Raw genomic sequence first — 22,177 nt, 5'->3', positions numbered from 1 at the left:
CAGGATGGGAGAATTACAATCCGTAATTAAAGAACGGCGTTCGGCGATGAAATTTCAAAAAGAAGTGAAGATTAGTAAAGAGGAACTAAGCCAAATATTTGCAGTTAACAAATATGCTCCCTCTGCGTTTAATTTACAGCACGCTCACTATGTTGTTTTAACTACGCCGGAAGAAAAAGCATTAGCTTATGAGGCTTCAGGTCAATATAAAGTACAGACAGCATCTGCTGTCATTATCGTGCTCGGTGACACGAAGGCATACAAGCAAGTAGGACGGATTAATGAGGGAATGCTGACACTGGGGATGATGTCTCAAATTGAATATGATTTGGAGATTAGCAGTGTAACGGAGATGTATGAATCAAGAGGACCTGCATTTCAGCGCGAGGAAGCGATTCGTAATGCCAGCCTGTCTGCCATGCAGTTCATGCTGATTGCAAAGGACATGGGATGGGATACCTGCCCGATGATCGGATATGATGAAGCACAAATAGCTTCACTATTACAGCTCCCTGCACATCATATTCCTGTCATGATGATGACCATGGGGAAAGCGGATGAGAGCAAAGTGAGACCCCGGGGCTACCGCAAGCCGGTAGATGAATTTGTGACTTGGAATTCGATGGCCTGAATAAAAAAAGGATGAATGGTAGTTTCTTATCAGAACTACGAATTCATCCTTTTTTATTTGTTACCGGTGTGCTGCTGTATTCATGGCGAGCTCTGCAAGTGTATGATCCTTTTTTTTGACATAAATCTCGTATACGGTGCTTGCTTCTGAACTGGTCTTTTGTTTGCCCGTGCCCGCAATATTAGTCTTGTAATCAATATAGTGGGCATTGAGATTTAAGATTTTCTTATGGAAATCCTCTTCATTATGAGAGGCATAAAGCTGGATTTTGTAGCGTGAGAATAACTTTCTGCAGGCATGGATGAAAAGATTGTCAACAGTACCGATCCGCTGGGACATAGATAACACTCCTTTTACATTTGATGAAGAGGTGAGGAAGGGAGTCATTATAAACATCTCATAAACAAAAATGTAAATATTTTCTATTGTATTACTTCTCTATCGCTTTATGACACAAAAAAACAGCGCGATGCACTGCACCGCACTGTTTTCATTATTAACACGCGATAAGAAGAGGATCATTAGGAGAAGATACGACCAATCTCCGTAATTTCTGACTGGGATAGTTTCACATCAAGGGCTTTTAAATTATTAACCACTTGTTCTGGACGTTTCGCACCTGGAATGAGTGCATCTACAGACGGCTGAGTAAGATACCAGGCGAGAACAAGATGAGCCACTTCTACCTGTTTAGCATCTGCAATCGTACGAAGCTGCTCGACTTTGTCCAAGTTTCTCACAAACTGCTCACCTTGGAACTGTGGATTGTTTTTTCTGAGATCATCAAATGTGGTGTCTTTATTATATTTACCTGCCAGAAGTCCAGATACTAGTGGGAAATACGGAATAAAGGTAATTTGGTTTGCTGCTGTATAAGGGAGAATCTCTTTCTCTACTTCCCGATTTAATAGATTATATTCGGATTGAAGTACATCAACATAACCATCCTTATTTGCTTCTTTAAGCTGGTCGATTGAGAAGTTAGATACACCGATGGCGCGGATTTTTCCCTCGTCTTTTAGACGCCGTAACATACCTACAGCTTCGTCTTTGGGTGTATGCTCATCTGGAAAATGAATATAGTAGAGGTCTATGTAATCTGTCTGTAATCGTTTAAGGCTGTCTTCGACTTGTTTTTTTAGAAATTCTGGTTTGTTGTTTGGTTTATAATCATTATTCTCATCATGGGCACCTTTGGTGGCAATCACGACCTGATCGCGAGCTTTGAGCTCCTTGATCACCTGACCAGTTAGTTCTTCAGAACGTCCTGGGCCATAAATAAATGCGGTATCCAGGAGATTTACCCCATTCTGAATGGCTGTGCGAACGACTTCCTTACCCTGCTCCTCACTGAGGTTAGGGTATAAGTTATGCCCTCCCACAGCGTTTGCTCCAAGTCCGATTGGATTTACATAAAGATCTGATTTACCGAGTTTTGTGTGATTCGTCAATTCCTTCGCCTCCCTATAGTTATATATAAGACAAATTATACAAAATAAATCGGTGGAAATCAGAAGAACCTCTGACTAACTAGTCAGAGGGAGGTAAAAGCCCAAGTAAATCAAGGTCAATTTACTTGGGGTCTATTTTGAAGATAGATTCCAAGATCCGGATTAGAACCTTTAACAATGACATCACACAAAATACGAGACAGCACGGCATTGTACACCGTTCCGTTATCTCCATAACCCATAATGACGTAACAGTGAGGATACTCCTCGTATTGTCCTATAATTGGCAGTCCGTCATGAGTTCCGCCATAAAAAGCGCCTAGATAAAATTCAGGTTCAGCCTGAAGATCAGGGAAAAGCTTAAAAAGTTCATTCATCAGCTTATCGCGGGTGTGAAGAATCTTCGAGTCTCGTGTGGAGGCATAGGCAGTATCCTTATCCATTCCGCCAATAATAACCCGATCGTCTGGTGTAGTTCGGAGATATATATACGGGCGGGCTGTTTCCCATATAAGCGTCCGTTTATACCAACTAGATAAATCGGGTACAGGCGATGTAATGACAGCATAGGAACTGCTTATAACTGCATTTTTTTCTACTTTAAATTCTTGATTCTCATATCCAGCAGCAATAATCACATGCTTTGCTTTGATCTGATGCCGATTCTTCGTATAAAAGACAGCAGAATCTTCTTCGAAACGGTGTCCGGTAACCTGAGTCTCGGCCCATACTTTACCTCCCATCTTTTCTACTGCTTCAAGGAGCCCATAAATGAATTTTAGCGGATTCATCTCTGCATCGTCATAGTAGTATAGTGCTGCTTGTTTACGAAAAGGAAAGTGGCTGCTAATTTTCTCTTCATCCCAGCGATCCACATGAAACCCGTATTTGCTAAGCAGTTTATGCTCCTGTTCGAGAGCGGGGATATCTTCCTCGTAACTTGCATAATACAGGCTGTCCCTGCGAACAAAATCAGCATCTACCGGCAGTTGACTGCACGTCATTTCAATATCATGAATAGCCTGCTCACATAGCTTTAGATGCCTGGCCGCTATTTCTTCGCCGAACGTATTGGCAAGGGAAACGAAACTTTTATCGCCTGCATATTGGATCAGCGCTGTGTTCGTGCTGGAACTTCCCTCACCAATTCGTCGCTGGTCTACCACCACAACTTGTAAACCTTCCTTGGCAAGAAGATAGGCAGCTTGTGCTCCCGAACTCCCCCCGCCAATTACGAGTACATCACATACGATATCCTCGGTCAGTGGCGGGTAAGATTTAGGATTAGTCACGGTAGTCGGCCAGTACAGTTTGCCGCTTAGTAAATCCATTAGGACGTAAAGCCTCCTTCTTTAGCTCAGATTGGCTTTAGTATGGATGAACAAGGGCTTATGCATACAAAGATGGTAGAGTAGGGGATATTAGGGCTGTGTAATGTTGATATTGCCTGAAGTGGCACGTATCTTTATGAGTTCCGTTCCTGTTCGCAAAGAGTCTGGGGTACGCACATTACCTGATACAGTTTGTGCATCAAAGAATCCAGCAAAGTCACTAGCAGCGACGACATTGATATTTCCTGAGATCGTTTCAATATCTAAGCCTGCTGCTGTGTTTTGGACAAGATGAATATCACCCGATTTCATGCGAATCGTTCCTTCACCAGATAGTCCATTTATTTTCAGATTTCCAGAAGTAAGGTTCGCCTTTAGATCCCCATGGATATCTTCGACTTTAACATCGCCTGACTGCAGCTTCATCGTAATTTCCTCAGCCTCTATGGAGCTGAGCTTTACGTTTCCAGAAGTGAGTTCAAAGCTGGCAGCTTCAGCCACCTTCACCTGATTTGCCTTCACCTCGCCGGAAGTGAGTTTTGCAGAAAACGCATTGGCATTGATATTGTTCAAATTCAGATTACCTGAGGTAGACGTAAGCGTAATTCGCTCTGCATTAAGACCGGTGATATCCTGATCACTTGAGACAATTTCAAGAGTGAATTCCGTAAGTCTTTTTTGTTTGGGAACAGAAATCTCCATTACATTTCTACTAAAATCGGTGGAAAAGCTAAAGAAGGAGAAAGAATCTTTCGAGCGGGTGTTAATCGTTAGAAGTTCGTTTTCTGGCTGAAGTTGGTTTAGCTGCTCTATGGTATCTGGGTTCCATTTTCCTTTAAAATGAACGGAAACCTGATCCTCGTCTGTTGAAGTAAATACGATGTTAGTGCTATCTTCTGTTTGGACTAGCAGGGAATTAACGTTCGCAGCATCGAAGCTTAGCTTTTGGTCATAGTCTTCACGTTTGTCACCGAATTCATATCCGAAGAAGGTAACTCCGACGAGACCGACCACAATGCAAAGAATGGCAAGCCTTATGGCATTTTTCATATCAATTCTCCTTTTCTTTCAATACTGTTCGGTTCCACTTGAAATATCCTGTAGTCCATCGTCCTAGTCTTTTCATAAGCCAAAGAGCGAAGATCCCAACCAGAATACCGATACCAAAAAAAACAAGGCTGACAAAAAGTTCAGGGAGCACTACTTGTTTCTGTACAAAAATAAAGTCTAGGATAGCAAGTGCGGGAGCGAGGATTCCTGATATTGATATTCCAGCTAATGAGACCCACAGAGCCCAAATGGTTACGATGATCGGCAAGGCAAGAAGGAGATTCAAGAATACTAATCCAGTTGCTCTTAAAAAGCGCGAAGTCGTTCTTTGGTTAGATGTTTCTTTTGGAAAAGAAGGGGATCCTTGTGGTGACTTATTGTATGTGGTCTGCTCTTCATCATGCACTCTATCCTGTGACAGAATTTTTCTATCTTGAAAATAACGGTCACCCAGCGCCTCCTTTATTAAATCCTCTGGATTTCCTAGTTCAACGGCAATCTCTTTCTCGCTTTTACCTTCAGACAGTCCCATTTCAAAATGCTGCTCGTAGTCACTGAGTAGTTCTGCTCGTTCCTGAGCCTCAAGGGGGCTTAGTCCTTCTTTCATTCTGTTCATAAACTGAAGCCTATTCATTAGCTTCTCCTTCCTTCAGCAGGGAGCTGACGCTGTCTACAAATTCATTCCATTCAGACTGTAGTACACGCATATAGTGTACGCCCGTCTCTGTAAGTCGGTAATATTTTCTTGGAGGTCCTTCAGTAGATTCTTGAAGATAAGTTGTACAGTATCCATCGGATACAAGCCGTCTGAGCAGGGGATATAAGGCACCTTCTGCAATCTCAATATGCTTAGATACAGCTTGAGCCAGTTCATATCCATAACGGTCTCTTCGGTGGATTAGGACGAGGACACACAGCTCGAGTACGCCCTTTTTAAACTGAGTATTCACATTCATCCTATTGGTTCCTTTCATGTTATGAAATAACGTTAACTAATGTTCTATACTATGTACTGTTTATTATACACTACTGTACATAATTTGCTACCTCATAATATAAAAAATAGTAAATTTATCCACTGTCCATAAATTACCAACTGTGAAAACATCGTGAAAATCGTTTGATCCTGTGCCATTCGGGTAAATTTGCAGAAGGAGGGATGGAACGTGAAAGGTAAAATTCATACTGATATTCATAAAGAGGAAACTTCACGCAATCCCTCAGGGAAGAAAAGAGGGTTTCGTGTACATTTACACCGAAAGAAAAATTCACTTGTTAAAAAAAGAATTGAAATAAGAAATCGTTATGAAACAGCCCATATGGCGAGTGAGATCGTAACGGCCATTTTGTATTTGGTCGGTAGTTTTTTTCTCTTCTATCCAGATTTAAAAGTGATCGGTTCTATTATGTTTATCCTAGGGAGTATTCAAATGCTCGTGCGTTCTTTGATCCGCATGTCCTACCTCATAAAGCTAAAAAAGTGGGATTATAGGGATCGGCATTCTTCGGTAGAAGGACAAGCACAAACTGAGGAAGAGGCCTATCTTAATTCAGAACTCAAATAAATTCAAATTATCCAGTAGAAAAAAGGTCATAACCTAAGGTTCGGTATCTCTTTCGAACTTAAGTTAAGACCTTTTTATTTTTATATAGTGAGGGTGTTATGCAAGTGCCTTAGGTTTGGTATGCAGGTACAAGTCAAGATCGGGACTTTTCCCCTTTGTAATTACGTCCGTGACGATTTTCGAAAGATTCATATTATAGACGGTTCCATTATCGCCATAAGCCATAATATAAAAACAATGGGGATACTCTTCGTTCCTTCCAATCATCGGGAGACCATCAACCGTACCGGCAAAAAAAGCTCCCTGTGCGAATTCCGGTTCTGTATCCATCTCAGGGAACATGCGATGAAGAACATTCATCAACTTATCTCGGCCCTGTCCGATTTTAGCATCTCGGTTTAGCGTCTGATCCGTATCCTGATCCATTCCGCCAATAATAATCCGATTGTCCTTGGTAGTTCGCATGTACAGATATGGTCTGGCTGTTTCCCAGATGAGGCTTCGTTTGTACCAGCTTGTAAAATCAGAAACAGGTTTTGTAATCACAACATACGAGCTTGTAATCGTCGCATTTTCGCTGGGTGTGATCTCTGCTTGCTCGTAACCTGCAGCCATGATGACATACTTAGCTGTAATGGTGTGACCGTTCTTTGTCTTAAAAACAGCCGTATCTTTCTCAAAAGTTTTCCCGGTAATCTCCGTATTACAGTATATTCTGCCTCCAAGTTGTTCCACTTGCCGGAATAACCCGTAAATGTATTTGAGCGGATTCATTTCTGCATCATTGGAATAGAATATAGCTCCTGCCTTGCGGAAAGGATAGAGGCCGGCAATCTGTTTCTCGTTCCAATAATCCACGTTAAATCCATGTTTGGACAGCAGTGCATACTCCTCTTTTAAAGCAGGGATATCTTCAGCAGTAGAAGCATAGTACAGGCTGTCACGCCTAATAAAATCAGCTTGATCCTCTATGTTGGCACAGGCCTCTTCGATATCTGTAATCGCTTGTTCACAAAGTTTTAGATGGCGTACGGCTGTTTCTTCTCCGAAACTTGCCGACAGCTCAGCTAAACTTTTGTCACCCGCATATTGAATGAGTGCCGTATTTGTACTAGAGCTTCCGCCGCCGATGGTGCGTTTATCAACCACAACGACACGTAAACCCTGCTTAGCAAGCCTGTAAGCACTTTGTGCGCCGGAACTGCCGCCTCCAATAATTAGTGCATCACAAGAAATATCCTCCGTTAATTTAGGATACTCCGGAGCATTGCCCACTGTTGTTGGCCAGTATAGTGTACCGCTTTGTAGATCCATAGCGGGAGCCTCCCTTATTTCTGTTCTATTTTATGGTATAGGGTCAACATTCTGTTCTTTTCAATACCATAATTTTATAAATAAGAAACAAGTAATTTATGGTGGGCAATGATATCCTCCAGCATAGTAAGACTAAATCTTAAGCGTCTAGCTTTTTAAGCGGTTCGGAAGCAGGACCTTCCATGACGGTTCCATCATAGGAATAACGGGACCCATGGCACGGACAATCCCAGGAACGTTCCCCCGAATTCCATTCGACTTCACAGCCCAGATGAGTACAGGTCCGGTCTACAAGATGTACTTTGCCTTCTGGATCTTTATAAGCTCCGGCTCGCTTGCCTTCATGCCACACCACGGAGCCTTCGTCGGTCCCCAGATCACCTAATTTAGGATGGGAAAGATCTACTTTTCCTGTAATCAGTTCTTTAACTACATTCAAGTTTTCTTTGATCATATTTTTGATCGATGGATCTGCTTTGAAACGGCCAGGATCATAGAGTTCTGCGTAAGGATTACTTCTCTTCATGATGAGATCGGTAAGAAGTCTTCCTGCAACGGTTCCTGTTGTCATACCCCATTTGGCATATCCAGTTCCAACGAATACTCGGTTGTAGGCTCCTCCAATAGGGCCGATAAAAGGCAACTTATCTATTGTAATCAGGTCCTGTGCTGACCAGCGGAAATAGACTTTTTTGACACCAAAATGTTCGCCGGCAAACTTGAGAAGTTCCTCATAATGCTCATGTGTACTGATGCCTTGTCCCGTTTTGTGATTCTCACCGCCAACAATAAGCAGTTTTTTATCATCATACTGTACAGAGCGCAGGGATCGTTCCGGTTTATCGATGCTAATGTACATATCCCCTTCATAAGAGGTTTCCGGTTCGATGGCAATCGCATAAGAACGTTCGGCATGCATACGGGCTAAATATAGTCTCGGATCATGAAAAGGGAAGTGGCTTGCGGACACTACATATTTACTCGTGATATGATGGTCTCCATTTTCTAAAAAGACTTTTACATGATCATCGTTTTCTTCCAGGTTCGCTGCTGTCGTTTTTTCATAGATTTGAACACCGAGGCTGACAAGTTCCTCCGTTAATCGCTTAAGATACTGCAGTGGATGGAATCGTGCCTGATTTGGCAGACTGATACCGCACACCGCAGGTACGGGAATCGTTAGGCGGTCATGCCATACACCGGGGATGCTAAGCTGTTTATAAGCCTCAAATTCATCCTCCATTTTCTTTTGTTCTTTCTCATCTTCTGCTTGAAGATAGATATACGCATTTTCTTCACTTAATTGGCAGTCGATCTCCATCTCTGTAACGACACTGCGGATAAACCGAAGGGCTTCTTCATTTGCTTCATAATACAGCCGAGCTTTTTCATGGCCAAAATGCTGCAAAAGTTCGTTATAGATCAGACCATGCTGGGAAGTGATTTTAGCGGTGGTGTGTCCTGTCGTTCCATTAAGGATCATTCCAGCCTCAATCAGGGTTACTTTGTATCCTTCTTTGGCAAGAAGATAAGCGGTAGTTATACCGGTGATGCCAGCTCCGACAATCGTAACATCCGTTACTAGATTTTCCTGCAATTTAGGAAACGTAGGCAGAGGAGTGGTATCGCGCCACATGGATTCTGGGGTTTTGGGCAATTCGGTAGCGGACCAAGGTTCAATATGGTTATTCACAGCAAAAAAACCTCCTATTTGTAGTCGTTCATTGTACACACGAGTCTATTTTTCAATTATTACCACCAGCATATAAATAGAAACTCTGCGTATGGATATATTTTAGAAATAAATCCAGCAGTGTGCTTTTTTTCCTATTATTTTTGCAGGCAAGAACTTATACTAGAAAATATATAAAACGTTTTAGATAATAAAATAATGGTATTGTAAGCGGTTCACTTTTGGTAATATTGGTAAATAGACCAATTTGGTAATCAAAGGAGAAGAGAACATGACAAAAGCGGTGCAATTTCCTTTTCAAGATATAGAGCTTGATTTAGATCTGCGTGTAAAAGACCTGATCTCAAGATTTACGCTTGATGAAAAAATAGAATCGATGCTGCAATACCAACCTGCTATCGAGCGGCTTGGTGTAGGCGCTTACAAGCATGGGACTGAAGCGGCACATGGTCTCGCTTGGCTGGGTGAAGCGACGAGCTTTCCGCAGCCGGTAGGTCTCGCTCATACTTGGGATACGGAACTGATGGAAGAGATCGGTTCTGTTATTGGGGATGAAGCAAGGGTGTTCTACAAACGGAATCCAGAAGTGAACGGGCTGACCTTGTGGGCACCCACGGTGGATATGGAGCGGGACCCAAGATGGGGACGTAATGAAGAAGCATACGGAGAAGACCCTGAGCTTACAGGTGAACTGACAACGAGCCTTGTCAAAGGGATGCAAGGAGATCACCCTAAATATTATAAATCGATAGCGACATTGAAGCATTTCCTGGCTAACAATAATGAAGTCGATCGCGGCAGCGGGTCTTCAAGTATTGATCCTAGGAATATGCGTGAATATTATTTGAAAGCTTTTGAGAAGCCTTTCTTAAAAGGCGGAGCGCAGTCCATGATGACAGCTTACAACTCCATTAATGGAACGCCGGCACTGCTGCATTCTTTTGTCAAAGAAGTAGTCAAAGATGAATGGGGAATGGATGGCTTTATCGTCAGCGATGCAGGTGATGTGATGGGAATTCACAATGACCACAAATATTATGATTCTCATACGCCGGGAGTAGTAGAATCAATCCATGCCGGCATTGACAGTATTACAGATGATGCGGAATTGTCTAAAAAAGCCATAAGAGAAGGACTCTTGATAGGGACACTGATGGAATCAGATCTTGATGAGGCGCTGTTTAATACATTCCGTGTGCGCTTCCGCCTAGGAGAATTTGATCCAGCCGAGATGAATCCATATGCCTCTATTGGTGAGGAAGCATTGATGACAGAAGAAGCGAAAGCATTATCATTGAAGGCAGCGAAGAAACAAATGGTTCTTTTGAAAAATGAAAAGAATACGCTGCCACTGAGCAAAGAGAAGCTGCAAAGTGTGGCCGTTATCGGTGAACTTGGCAGTGTAGTTCTTCGAGATTGGTATGCGGGTACCCTTCCGTATAAAGTGACTCCGCTTGAGGCCATTCAGAAAAAGCTTGCAGGTAAACAAGTACAATACTGTGATGCGAATGATCGCATAACTCTTACTTCTGTTGCGAGTGGCAAAGCAATAGGTGTATTAGATGGGGAGAATCCACCTGTGGCAGCGAATGGCACAGCAGAGACGTTTATTTTATCGGATTGGGGATTTGGGAGTGTAACTCTGCGTGCGGAATCGAGCGGTAAATTACTTACATCTGATGAGGAGCAGTTAACTGCATCGGCGGATGAAGCGTACGGCTGGTTCGTAAAAGAAATCCTTCATCTTTTGCCGCAAGAAGATGGTACGGTAGGAATGAGTACCTGGAACGGCAAAAAAGTGACAGCCCCAAATGGCGGCACTGCGGCTCTTACTGTGAACGAAACGATTACTGAAGTAGGAAAGGAAGAGAAATTTAAACTTGAAGTGGTATCTGATGGTATAGCTGAAGCAGTGGAAGCAGCTAAATCGGCTGATACAGCGATTGTTTTTGTAGGGAATAATCCGCTGATTAACGGAAAAGAAGAGATTGACCGTCCGAGTCTTGAGCTTCCTGAATCACAGCAGCGTCTACTCGAAGCAGTTTACGCGGTGAATCCAAATACAGTTGTCGTTGTCGTTGGAGCCTATCCTTTTACAATGAACTGGGTAGAAGAGAACATCCCTGCGATTGTATATACATCTCATGCAGGACAGGAGATAGGAAATGCGATTGCTGATGTCTTATTCGGTGATTATGCTCCGGCAGGCAGACTGAATATGACTTGGTACAAATCCGAAGATCAACTGACTCATATCAAAGATTATGACATTATCAAATCGGAAAGAACGTATCAGTATTTCAAAGGCGATGTGCTGTATCCATTTGGACATGGCTTAACGTATGCTTCGTTCAAGTATGACAATCTTAAACTGAGTGCGAGTGAGATCAGTGAAGAAGATCGTATTACAGTAAGTGTAGATATTACGAATGTTAGTCAAGTTTCAAGTGATGAAGTGGTTCAATTCTATATTCGTGCGAATGAGTCCCGTGTGAAGCGTCCGCTCAAAACACTGAAAGGATTCCGCCGCATTCACTTGGCACCAGGGGAGACGAAGACCGTTACTTTTGAATTGCCGGCCTCTGAGCTTGCATTCTGGGATGTAACGCGAAACAAATACTGTGTAGAGACAGGCAGCTATCGTATTCTTATTGGAAGATCATCTGCGGATATTCAGGTTTCTACTGACATTCAGGTGGAGGGTGAAGTCATCCCTGCCCGGAATTTGGCACTCGAAACACGCGCAGAGAATTACGATGACTACAGTGGTGTGGATCTGGATGAGTGCAAAGAAAGCGGAAGCTGCGTACGATCCTTAGAAGAAACTAGCTGGGTACTTTACCAAGGGGCTGATTTTGGAGAAGGAAGCGTGGGCTTTACCGGACGTTTATCCAGCGAATTTACAGACGCAGGGATTGAGATTCGTCTTGGCGCACCAAACGGAACGCTTGCGGGTACGGTGCAAGTCGCGGCCAAAGGAGTACAGGGCTGGCAGACGGTATTTACGACACTTACTGAAGCAGCAGGAGTGCAGGATGTTTATATTATTCTTCCAAAAGGCGTTCGAATGAGTCGATTTACGATTGCCTAGGAAGGGAATTTGCCTTCTCTTTTGTTGATCGAAATAGTTGAGCATTGTCTTGTCTGGCACATTTGCCAGGCAGACAATGCTCTTTTTTTACATAAACGAATTCTTTCGTATAAATTGTCATCACACGGGATCTGAAATGTTACATTTTAGGCTCCCAAGGTCGATATATTATCCAGGTACGTAATTTTTGGTGGCGATCGCCACTTGTGGAAGAGGTTGTCCATGGAAATTGAACATATACATAATTCTTATGATCAAATTTTTGTTTTTTTCTCTTTTGTTATTGCTGTATTCGCTTCGTATAATGTTCTAAATCTAGCTAAGACCATTAGCAGCTCCAGAGGGAAAAGTTACGGACTTTGGCTGCTATATGGCGCTGTTGTTATGGGGATGGGTATATGGTCGATGCACTTTGTCGGCATGCTTGCAAACCACTTTCCGATTCCTGTTTCCTACAATTTCGAGATTATTATCGCATCTGTCATCGTTGCTATTGTTGCTTCATTTATCGCCCTCTATATTGTTGTGCATAAGAATGTGTCCAGAAGAAGATTACTGGCGGGAGCTTCCCTGTTTGCGTTAGGTATCTCTGCAATGCACTACATTGGGATGGAGGCAGTCGAACTTAAGATAACGTATGATCCTTTATTTTTCATATTATCCATTGTAATTGCCTTCGCTGCGTCGATTACTGCTTTAGGACTCACTTTTTATTTCCTTGGTGATCAAAAGTATTTAGAACGAGGGAAGAAATTTGGAAGTGCTTTGTTAATGGGGACTGGTATTGCCGTGATGCACTACACGGGGATGGCAGGAGCCCACTATGAAGAAAGTCTTGAGCGTGAACCCGCAGTAATGATGATTCAGCAGGAATGGCTCGCTTATTTTATTACCATAGGCTCATTACTTACACTTGCGCTCTCTCTTCTAGGGTTGTATATAACGAGACGATTTGCACGTCAGGAGATGGCGAAACAGGAAAGTGAGAAATGGTATAAGTCCTTATACGAAAGTAATCAGGACGGCATTATTTCTATTAATTCGGAACATATTATTATCGGATTTAACCCCGCCGCCGAAAAGATCTTGGGAATTAAAGAAGAAAGTTATAAAAGTAAACCCATCAGTTCGATTCTTCCGATCTTTGTGTTCGCTCAGCATGAATATTTGAAAGAAATGTATCGCCGCTCATCGAAAGGAGAAATTCTCAGATATGAATCAGCTATCCACCATCACAGCGGAGAACAAATAGACCTGAGTATGGTGAATGCCCCTGTTCTTGTCGATGGAACCGTGATGGGGAACTACATTATTGCAAGAGACGTAACGGAGGAAAAAAGAACGAAGGAAAGAAACCATTTTCTTGCCTTCCATGATGAGCTTACCGGACTTCCCAATCGGCGGATGTTCAATCAGGATTTATCAGACATGATTATAGAGCAGCAGGGCAGCGGCAATTCCTTTGTTGTAATGGTCATGGATATGGATCGTTTCAAAGTCATTAATGACTCTCTTGGACACGCATATGGTGATTTGTTCTTACAGCAGATGAGTAAGCGGATTAAGCAGTGTTTAGCTGGTGAGAATGCCGTCATCTCACGTATGGGTGGAGATGAGTTTGCTATTTTGCTGAAAGAGGTTAGGAACGAAGAAAAAGCAGTCCTGTTGGCTGAACGGATCATTAAGGAATTGGGTCTGCCTTATCAGCTTAAGGATAACGAATATTATGTTACCGCCAGCATTGGGATTGCGATTTATCCGCATCATGGGGTCAATGCCGTACAGCTGCAACGAAATGCAGACATGGCAATGTATGAAGTAAAGAAGCAGGGGAAAAACAATTTTCACTTTTTCTCTAATGAGCTTAATGCTCAAATTACGGAACGAGTCGAACTTGAAGGGGAGCTCCGGAAGTCTATTGAGAGAGAAGAGTTTGAACTTTATTATCAGCCTCAGTTCCACGCAGGGGAAGCAAAACTGATTGGAGTAGAAGCGCTGGTGAGATGGAACCATCCAGAGAAGGGAATACTGTCGCCTGCTCTATTTATTCCTGTTGCAGAAGAGATTGGTCTCATAACGAGCCTTGGAACTTGGGTTCTTCGTGAAGCTTGCCGTCAGATGCATAAATGGCATGAAGAAGGAGGACCTTTAATTCCCGTATCTGTAAACCTATCCTCACAACAATTCTATCAGCCGCAACTTGCGAGAGATATTAAGAAAATATTAGAAGAGACCGGACTTCAGCCGGCGTATCTAGAACTCGAGATTACGGAAAGTATGATGATGGATGCGGAAACATCGAGTGAAATTCTTAAGGAGTTATCAAGTCTTGGAATACGGATTAGTCTCGATGATTTCGGGACAGGATACAGCTCTCTTAGTTACTTGAAAATGTTCCCGATTAACAAACTGAAAATTGATCGTTCTTTTATTCAAGATATCGCTGTAAGTGACAATGATAAAGCCATTGTAGCCTCCATTATTTCCATGGCCCAGCATTTAAAGATGGACGTTATTGCAGAAGGAATTGAAACAAAAGATCAACTTGATATATTAGTTGCGAGTAATTGCAGTGAAATTCAAGGGTACTATTTCAGCCGGCCCCTGCCTGCGGGAGAACTGGCTTCTACCTTTTTAGCCTTGCTCCATAAATAATAGAGGTTTCCTAAAAAGATCATAATCTAATTTTTTTCTTTTGTTCTGGAACTTATTCGTTTCTCGTACGTTAATCTTTAGTGAACCAAGTGGAAACATTTTCTTATAATATGGTTTATGGAAGCATGAAGTACGAGGAAGGGGGTTGTAAAAAGTATGCATGTGCCACTTCAGTATGAAGAATGGTCGGAGTCAGAGAAGCGAGTGGTAAGAACATTAACTCAAGATCAAGTGCCGCAGGAAGAGTTATTTGTAAGGAAGCTCGTAAATGCCACGGTGATAAGAGGACATTTATACGAACATACAGCAAATGAATCAGAAGATGGCTATCGTCATCTTATCTATGTACAGCCATTTGATACGGATCAATATACGTATGGAAAAGCATTACATGACGCTACTTTTGATGCTTGTAGGGTGTCCAGTTATCTTGAGTGTGAATATGTGCTATGGAATGGCAATGCTTTTAAAAAGGCAGAGTTCTCGCTGTCCGTGTCATCTCCCATAGAAATTGCAAGGTTACTCTTGGATCATCTCATTGTAATTCAGGATGATACCTTCGAAATGGTCTATTCGGCGCTCGATTCAGACCGGGGAAAAGTCATGATCTATCTAAAGCGAGGTGATTTTTAGTATGGATCAGCAGCATGATGAACAGCTGCGGGCTGAACAACATGAACGGAAGAAGAAGAGTGCACAGAAATGGGTGACCTTCTCATTGATGCTGACCTTGCCGGTTGCACTTGCGGGATGCGGCAGTTCAAATGATTGCGTGGATAACAATAACGATGGCTACTGTGATGATTCCAGCGGGGGATCAAGCGGCGGTTACTACGGGGGCGGCAAAAGTACATCTTCCAAAAACTCCTCTTCTTATAAGTCGAATTCCAGTTCCAAAGGGTTTGGAAGCGGCGGCTTTTTCAGTTCTGGAGGTTGATGTAAGTGGATCGAATGATACAACTAAAGAAAGCACGTCATGACATTTTTACAGAAGAGATTGAAAAAATTGTCCCGTACCATCGGATGTATGGTAAAGAATATTGCTTACCGTCCGTTACTCTTTATTCCGAAGAAGAAGCTTTACAGTTGAAATATGCATCCGAGTTGTTAGATTCGGTGTACACCAAAACATTGCGGTTTACCCAGCGTTATTTGCCAGACACCTTTTTACAAGAGCAGCTTGGTATCCCTGCTGCACTGATTCCTGCTGCACGAATGGAAGTGCCGGGTCACGGAGTTTCTAGGCAAGATTATATTATTCAGCCAGACGGCTCCATGAAGTGCATAGAGAATAATACGGATACGCCAACAGGTATCCCAGAAACCTCCTATCTAGCTCCGAAACTCATCGCTGCACATACAGATGGATATAGGGCTACGTCTTCGGAGATGCGTTCACATATTAAGCAGGCGTTTAGCAGTTTACTTACACATTATGAACAGGTTGGTCTTTCCGGCAGCGTCGCTTTTACCTGTTATGATTGGCATCTTGAGGACAAATGTAATACGTCGTACCTCATGGAGATCGTTCGGGAATTAGGATATAAGGTGTTGTATGCCCCTCTGTCAGAACTTGAGATCACCAGGAATGATGGACTGTACTATCAAGGAGAGCGTATTTCTGTGCTATACAGGCTCTATCCGCTCGAATATCTGGTTTATGATGAAGCTGAAGATACAGGAGCACAGGTAGGAGAGTGGCTGCTTGATCTCGTTACACAAGAGAAGCTTGGGCTCATAAATCCTGCCCAAAGTATAATTACTCAGAGTAAAGGATTCATGGCTTTAATTTGGTCTTTGTTTGAGCGTCATGAGGAAGCAAGCGACCTGCTGGAGGAGCCTTTGTTTACAGAAGAAGAACTGCAGGCAATCGCTGATTTTATGCTTCCCACCTATTACGACCCTGCCCTGTTTCACCAAAATGAGGTGCCTTATGTAGCTAAAAGTTATTGGGGCCGTGAAGGAAAAGGAACCTCTCTCTACCATTCAGATGGAACACTTCAGGAGAGGGAGTGGGGGCAAAGTGAGGATGGGAACTTAGAAGAAGTACAATCCTACTACGGCCAGCAACCTGTGATTTATCAGCAGCGCTGCATGATGGAGGAAGTAAAAGTACATAGAGAAGAGGGCCTGTATACGGGATATTTACTGACAGGTGTTTATGTTATTGGTAGTCGTTACAGTGGACTGCTGCCCCGTGTGGGCGGCCGGATTACGGGTGACATGGCTTATTATTGCCCAGCTGTGGTTTCCGTTTCTGGTACAGGTAAAGAGGAGGATGATCGTTAATGAATACCCTGGGAATCGATCTACTGAATGTATTAATTGGAATCGTACTTATACTCGCTATTTTACTGGCAGGCTATTTTCTTTTCAGCAAGGTAACCCGCTTTGATGATGGGAAGGAAATCAGGGGCGGCAATGAAGCTGCGGGCCTTTATATGGGGAGCAAACTGCTCGGTCTCTGTATTATTGTGGGGATGGTATCACTAAGCTCTCATTCCTGGATCGATATGATCATTTGGTCTGTTGTAGGCATCGCTGTTCTTATTGTGGTTTATCTTATTTTCGATTTCGTTACGCCAAATATTAAAGTGTGTGAAGAGATTGAAAAGGGGAATATGGCGGTAGCCCAATTGCTGCGCTCCATCATTATTGGGGTATCCTTTGTGATAGGAACGTTTCTAATGTAATGAGGTTAGACAGCTTGAAATCATGAATAAGGTAAAAAACGAATAAGCCCAGAGTTCCTGATCAGGAGCTCATGGGCTTGTTTTTATTCGTAGGTCAGGAGATGTTCAATTGATCGGGTCCCAACCTTACTCAGAGAGTATCCGTTTTTGACCTGTCAGTTCCTGAATCGGTTTAATATTTTGCGTAAATTCAAGTGTACCTAAATAAGTCCCTTCTTCATCTCTTACGGCGAAATAGCGGATATAGACAAATTTATCTTTAAAAGGAATCCAGAAATCTTCCGAGTCTTTGACACCTGCTTTGAAATCAGCAAGCAGCTGATTTACGACATGAACACTTTGCGGAGGATGGCAGTTCTGAACACTTCTGCCGATGACCGCCTTGGTCCGAACGAAGATTCTTTCTGGCCCCTGTGAGAAGTACCGTACGATGTCATTCTCATCAATAAAAGTGAGATCGACCGGTAAATGATTGAGAATCGTTTCGAGCTGTTTAACTGATAAAATGCCGGTGCTCATTCGGACAAATCCTTCTTGCAGCGGAGAAGATTCTACTCCCGCATCTGTGCCAGGTTCCGCTGCTCTTTCGGGAATCCACACTTGATCGGGTGCAGTCAGGCAATACCCGACTTCTTCACTTTGGGCAGCGATCTGAAGCCATTCATCTTCTGTCAATTTATCGAGGGCCATAGGTAATAAAATATGTTCCTCTTTATAGATCATTTCTGTGACTTCGGTTAAGACACGTTTTGCCAGGTCCACTAATGCTTCGGCATCTCCATCAAAAGTAGTGAGTTTCTGTTTCACTTCTTTGATTCCAATCCGAATACCGTCATCTACCGCCCACATTACTTTCGTCGGTCCATAGATTCCGTATTTTTCGAGGAATGGAAACAGTAAATTTTCTTTGCGGCTGTAGTGTTTGTCTACATCATACAGGAGACTGAAATCCTCCAGTAGTTGAAGGCGATTTGCTTCCCCTTGGTCCTTAAGAAAACGATCCAGATGCAGGGCGATTTTGAAATTGGCAAGTTGATCAATTTCCTTGTTCTCCATTTTAAAGGTATGCACAGGATGTCCAGGTTGCTCTTCAGGCTTGTTAGATCTGTGAATATCTTGGATGGAACCTTTGAATACCGCCGCATGCACACTGCACAGCCTTTGTACTTCCGTTACCGGTATTCCTTCTTCCTGCATGAGAACTTGCTCAAGTTCCGAAATTTCATTAACTGATATTTCTCCAACCGCTTGATTGAATTTTTCCTTTACTTCCTCCACGCTTTTCCCATGGTGCAGCTCTTTAATAATATCCTTGAGTACATTTATACGAAGAGCTCGATCAGCAGAAACTCCATTTTCACGGTTATTAATTAATTCACTCATGATTTCACCCCTGTCTGAATCAATTTCATATACTCCTGATTAAAGCAACTAAAGGTGTTGTGAAATTGATTCAATCTATATATAAAAGCTTCACTTTGTTCTTGTTTACATCTTTAAAGTTACCACCTCCCTGCTGCCTACCTTGTGATTACAAACACAAATAAAATGGAATTTCATTGAACAAAAAAAGGTAAGTTCCTTCTCGGTAAAAATCTTGCCAAGCCTACCTCTATACCTTCACGTAACGTGAAGGTTTATACTGAATTTATAAGGGGGCAGTGATATGAATTTGTTGCTGATTAAGGATATTTCAGAGCGGCTTCAAATATCGGCAAGAACGATTCGTTATTATGAGGAAAAAGGCCTGATCGCGCCTGCAAAGCAGGAGAGCAGCGGCTATCGGATGTTTACAGAACAGGATGCAGCGAGACTCCAAACGATTGTTTCTTTGAGAGAGGTAGGAATGTCTTTAGAAGAGATCGGCTGTGTACTTGCTGAGATGGAGGGAGGAGACAGTGCGGATGTTCTTCATCATCTGGAGCTGCAAAGAGCGGTTCTGTTTTCTCAGATGGTAGAGATCAGGCACTCCATTGAAACGACCGACCGAATCATTGCAAAAGGGAAGGAGCAGGCGAAGCTGGAGTGGGACGATATCTATGAATGGACGGCGAGCCTGCGGCATGCGAAAAAGCTGCGGTCTACCTGGCGGGACCACTGGAATTATGATTCATATGCCGTACATCATGACGAACGGGTAGAGAGCACGCAGCAATATGGGGCCTATCCAAGTTACCGTACTGCCTTACGAAGGGTGCTTGAAGCGGTTCATCCGCAGAAAGGGGAAAAAGGGGTCGATCTTGGAACAGGGACAGGCAATCTAGCTGCCTTATTTATGGAGAACGGAATAGAGATGAAAGGGATGGATCAATCCATTGCCATGCTGAGAGAGGCAGAGCGCAAACATCCAGGGTATGAGGTGAGGCTCGGTAATTTTTTGGCGATTCCTTATGATGATTATCAATTTGATTTTGCGGTAATGAGCTATGCTCTGCATCACCTTACAGAAGACCAGAAACGGCTTGCGCTCCTTGAGATCAAGCGAATTTTGAAGCCCCACGGACGTATTGGTATCGTCGATTTTATGTTTGAGGATCATCAGGCGAGAGAAGAGTATCTGCATATGCTCAGAGAAGAAGGGAGAGACGATGTCATTGCAGACATTGAAAAATCCTATTATGCCGATCGTTCTCGGTTAACTGGCTTTTTAGAAGAACAGGGATATGTGACCAAGACGGAAGAAATCCAGAAAAGACTTCATTTTATCTACGCGGTCCCGGTCAGAGGATATTTATAAGTTAGGTGTTGACCTTCACGCCGCGTGATCCTTTACGCTTCTTTGTATTACAAAGGAGGTCATGATCATGAGACTAAAGATTGAGAATGCTTGGCTTGTTACGATGGAAGGAGAAGATTCTCCTTATAAGGGAGATCTGCTTATTGAGCATGATCGGATTATAAAACGGGGAGACTGCTCAGCGGATGAGGCAGATGAAGTAATCGATGGGACCGGATTTGCGGTGCTGCCGGGACTCATTAACACTCATCAGCATAGTCCAATGAGCTTACTTAGGGCTTATTCTGATGATCTGAAACTGATGGACTGGCTCGATCAGAAAATACTGCCCGCCGAAGCAAATATGACAGAAGAAGATATTCGGGCAGGTGCACGGCTGGCTATGGCAGAGATGATTAAATCAGGAACAACGACTTTTGCAGATATGTACATTCATATGAGTGCGATTGCAGAAACGGTGGAGGAAGTGGGAATGAGGGCTTCCTTGACAAGGGGACTCGTATTTCATGAACCGGATGGTGGAGTAAGAATGGCAGAAGCGCTGGATCTGATCGATCAGTGGCATGGAAAAGCGGAAGGACGAATAACGACGATGTTCGGCCCGCATGCCCCTTACACCTGTCCGCCAGACGCTCTAAGCCAGGTAATTAGACTTGCTGAGGAACGGGATATCCCCATTCATATTCATCTAGCAGAAACGGTGGAGGAAGTATCAACCATACGTCAGAAATATGGACAGACTCCTACGGAATATTTGCACGCCCTTGGGCTTTTTGATCAGTGTCATGTTCTATTGGCTCATGGTGTGCATCTCAGCGAATCGGATATTCAGCTACTTAAAGGGATGAAAGGCGGGGTATCCCATAATCCGGTAAGTAATCTGAAGCTGGGCTGCGGGATTGCTCCTGTTTATAAGCTGCAACAAGAAGGTGTAATTGTGGGACTCGGTACGGATGGAGCGGGCAGCGCAACAACACTTGATATGTTTGAAGAGATGAAAGCAGCCACATGGATGCAGAAATTACAATATGGCGACCCCACGATCCTGCCTGCAAAAGAGGTGCTTAAGATGGCAACGATTCATGGCGCAAAGCTATTGCGGCTTGATCATGAGATTGGCACCTTATCTCCAGGTAAGAAAGCGGATCTTATCCTGATCAACCTGAATAAACCGCATCTGACACCGCTGCATCAGCTTGAGTCACTGCTGGCTTATGGCGTGAGCGGTGCTGACGTGGACACGACCATTGTAAATGGAAAGATACTGATGCGAAACCGGAAGTTACTAACGATAGATGAGAAGGTTCTTCTTCAGGATGTGCAGACCCGAGCTGAACGTATCGTCCAAAGCGTATAGCAGGGGGCCACTTTCTATAATGTATATATAAAACCGGTAGAGAAGAGGCCGTTAAAGCCGACTTTCTTTACCGGTCCATTTTATGTAAGGGGAGCGCAAGATTTTCATAAACTGAGACTTTTCTTAGGATCATGACTTACGCGGCGATCCCAGTCTACAGAATTAGCTAGATCTGTAAGTCTTGCATGCGCTTCATCCTGATCAAATGTGCTATACCAGCGAATATGAGTGGTATCGAGAATCCGGTAGTGCATACTGATCATATTTTGCTGCAAAATATAATCGCCTTCTCGTTCAATTTCATTCCACCAAAGTTTACCCCCAAGCGTTCTGCCTTTCGGTCTTTCTAGAATACTATGTGCTGCCATTTCGATAATTTCCATCGGTTCTTCACCGAGAATAGATTGGACCGTCAAACTTTCAGAGTGCAAAGCTACAAGAGCAACAACAGCAGTCCAACTTGCTTTGGAGCGGCCTTTTTCAATTTGGACAAGTGTTTTCTTAGATATGCCCAGCACTTCCGCCATTTGCTCTTGAGTGTATCCCATTTCCTTACGTACCAGCTTGATTTTACCGGATAAGAGCTGAATGAGCTGCTCTTTTGTCATT

The 22,177-nt window shown here is 43.2% G+C and carries 20 protein-coding genes; 10 read left to right on the top strand and 10 right to left on the bottom strand.

Translation table 11 applies throughout. The annotated features are described in order from the left end of the window. Positions 1 to 4: 4 nt before the first annotated feature. On the top strand, positions 5 to 631 hold the full coding sequence (locus tag KJS58_RS03710; RefSeq protein ID WP_213530559.1) for a nitroreductase family protein: 627 nt from the start codon (positions 5 to 7) through the stop codon (positions 629 to 631). Positions 632 to 691: 60 nt separating this feature from the next. Here the strand turns inward: KJS58_RS03710 and KJS58_RS03705 are convergent, their stop codons facing one another. The 6 genes from KJS58_RS03705 to KJS58_RS03680 all read right to left on the bottom strand — a co-directional run bounded on the left by KJS58_RS03705 (position 692) and on the right by KJS58_RS03680 (position 5,419). Further along, positions 692 to 970, bottom strand: a complete 279-nt coding sequence (locus KJS58_RS03705; RefSeq protein WP_213530557.1) for a hypothetical protein — start codon at positions 968 to 970, stop codon at positions 692 to 694. A 182-nt stretch (positions 971 to 1,152) separates the two neighbouring features. After that, positions 1,153 to 2,082, bottom strand: a complete 930-nt coding sequence (locus tag KJS58_RS03700) for an aldo/keto reductase (protein ID WP_213530555.1) — start codon at positions 2,080 to 2,082, stop codon at positions 1,153 to 1,155. Positions 2,083 to 2,198: 116 nt separating this feature from the next. After that, positions 2,199 to 3,413, bottom strand: a complete 1,215-nt coding sequence (locus tag KJS58_RS03695; RefSeq protein WP_213530553.1) for an NAD(P)/FAD-dependent oxidoreductase — start codon at positions 3,411 to 3,413, stop codon at positions 2,199 to 2,201. Between the two features lie 90 nt (positions 3,414 to 3,503). After that, positions 3,504 to 4,463: a DUF4097 family beta strand repeat-containing protein gene (locus KJS58_RS03690; RefSeq protein WP_213530551.1), complete on the bottom strand. Its 960-nt coding sequence runs from the start codon at positions 4,461 to 4,463 to the stop codon at positions 3,504 to 3,506. A gap of 1 nt (position 4,464) precedes the next feature. After that, positions 4,465 to 5,079 (bottom strand): DUF1700 domain-containing protein, encoded by a 615-nt coding sequence (locus KJS58_RS03685; RefSeq protein ID WP_213530549.1) that lies wholly within the window; start codon positions 5,077 to 5,079, stop codon positions 4,465 to 4,467. 10 nt (positions 5,080 to 5,089) lie between these two features. After that, the gene (locus KJS58_RS03680) at positions 5,090 to 5,419 is read right to left on the bottom strand and encodes a PadR family transcriptional regulator (RefSeq protein WP_213530547.1); all 330 of its coding nucleotides are present in this window, start codon (positions 5,417 to 5,419) and stop codon (positions 5,090 to 5,092) included. Positions 5,420 to 5,629: 210 nt separating this feature from the next. On the opposite strand from KJS58_RS03680, the gene KJS58_RS03675 reads away from it, so the two are divergent. Next, complete coding sequence (locus KJS58_RS03675; RefSeq protein WP_213530545.1) at positions 5,630 to 6,028, top strand: YrhK family protein; 399 nt, start codon at positions 5,630 to 5,632, stop codon at positions 6,026 to 6,028. Between the two features lie 96 nt (positions 6,029 to 6,124). Here KJS58_RS03675 and KJS58_RS03670 read toward each other — a convergent pair whose 3' ends face one another. Together KJS58_RS03670 and KJS58_RS03665 are read right to left on the bottom strand one after the other, a co-directional pair. Then, a complete protein-coding gene (locus KJS58_RS03670) occupies positions 6,125 to 7,342 on the bottom strand; it encodes an NAD(P)/FAD-dependent oxidoreductase (RefSeq protein ID WP_213530543.1) in 1,218 nt (405 codons plus the stop codon). Between the two features lie 139 nt (positions 7,343 to 7,481). Then, positions 7,482 to 8,978 carry an FAD-dependent oxidoreductase gene (locus KJS58_RS03665; RefSeq protein WP_213531041.1) on the bottom strand — a complete coding sequence of 499 codons (1,497 nt, stop codon included), beginning with the start codon at positions 8,976 to 8,978 and terminating at the stop codon, positions 7,482 to 7,484. Positions 8,979 to 9,306: 328 nt separating this feature from the next. Between KJS58_RS03665 and KJS58_RS03660 the strand changes: the two genes are divergently transcribed. The 6 genes from KJS58_RS03660 (at position 9,307) to KJS58_RS03635 (ending at position 17,474) form a co-directional block, all read left to right on the top strand. Further along, a complete protein-coding gene (locus tag KJS58_RS03660; RefSeq protein ID WP_213530541.1) occupies positions 9,307 to 12,126 on the top strand; it encodes a glycoside hydrolase family 3 protein in 2,820 nt (939 codons plus the stop codon). A 222-nt stretch (positions 12,127 to 12,348) separates the two neighbouring features. Then, positions 12,349 to 14,781 carry a bifunctional diguanylate cyclase/phosphodiesterase gene (locus KJS58_RS03655; RefSeq protein WP_249716878.1) on the top strand — a complete coding sequence of 811 codons (2,433 nt, stop codon included), beginning with the start codon at positions 12,349 to 12,351 and terminating at the stop codon, positions 14,779 to 14,781. Positions 14,782 to 14,937: 156 nt separating this feature from the next. Further along, entirely contained in the window at positions 14,938 to 15,414 is a 477-nt protein-coding gene (locus KJS58_RS03650) for a hypothetical protein (RefSeq protein WP_213530539.1), read from the top strand. 1 nt (position 15,415) lies between these two features. Continuing rightward, positions 15,416 to 15,718, top strand: coding sequence for a hypothetical protein (locus tag KJS58_RS03645; RefSeq protein WP_249716877.1), 303 nt, complete (start codon positions 15,416 to 15,418; stop codon positions 15,716 to 15,718). 14 nt (positions 15,719 to 15,732) lie between these two features. After that, a complete protein-coding gene (locus KJS58_RS03640) occupies positions 15,733 to 17,070 on the top strand; it encodes a glutathionylspermidine synthase family protein (RefSeq protein ID WP_213531035.1) in 1,338 nt (445 codons plus the stop codon). Then, on the top strand, positions 17,070 to 17,474 hold the full coding sequence (locus KJS58_RS03635) for a DUF350 domain-containing protein (RefSeq protein WP_213530537.1): 405 nt from the start codon (positions 17,070 to 17,072) through the stop codon (positions 17,472 to 17,474). Before KJS58_RS03640 ends, KJS58_RS03635 begins: the two co-directional genes overlap by 1 nt. Before the next feature lie 126 nt (positions 17,475 to 17,600). On the opposite strand, the gene KJS58_RS03630 is transcribed toward KJS58_RS03635, so the two are convergent. After that, positions 17,601 to 18,857 (bottom strand): DUF438 domain-containing protein, encoded by a 1,257-nt coding sequence (locus KJS58_RS03630; protein WP_213530535.1) that lies wholly within the window; start codon positions 18,855 to 18,857, stop codon positions 17,601 to 17,603. 283 nt (positions 18,858 to 19,140) lie between these two features. On the opposite strand from KJS58_RS03630, the gene KJS58_RS03625 reads away from it, so the two are divergent. Further along, complete coding sequence (locus KJS58_RS03625; RefSeq protein ID WP_213530533.1) at positions 19,141 to 20,211, top strand: MerR family transcriptional regulator; 1,071 nt, start codon at positions 19,141 to 19,143, stop codon at positions 20,209 to 20,211. A gap of 67 nt (positions 20,212 to 20,278) precedes the next feature. Continuing rightward, entirely contained in the window at positions 20,279 to 21,568 is a 1,290-nt protein-coding gene (locus KJS58_RS03620; RefSeq protein WP_213530531.1) for an amidohydrolase, read from the top strand. 104 nt (positions 21,569 to 21,672) lie between these two features. On the opposite strand, the gene KJS58_RS03615 is transcribed toward KJS58_RS03620, so the two are convergent. Continuing rightward, positions 21,673 to 22,176 (bottom strand): helix-turn-helix transcriptional regulator, encoded by a 504-nt coding sequence (locus KJS58_RS03615; RefSeq protein ID WP_213530529.1) that lies wholly within the window; start codon positions 22,174 to 22,176, stop codon positions 21,673 to 21,675. Position 22,177: the final 1 nt, after the last annotated feature.

This window comes from Paenibacillus sp. J45TS6 (genome assembly GCF_018403285.1).
Taxonomy (GTDB): domain Bacteria; phylum Bacillota; class Bacilli; order Paenibacillales; family Paenibacillaceae; genus Paenibacillus.
The sequence above is the reverse complement of the archived record's forward strand: the minus strand, read 5'-3'. Positions and strand labels throughout refer to the sequence as shown.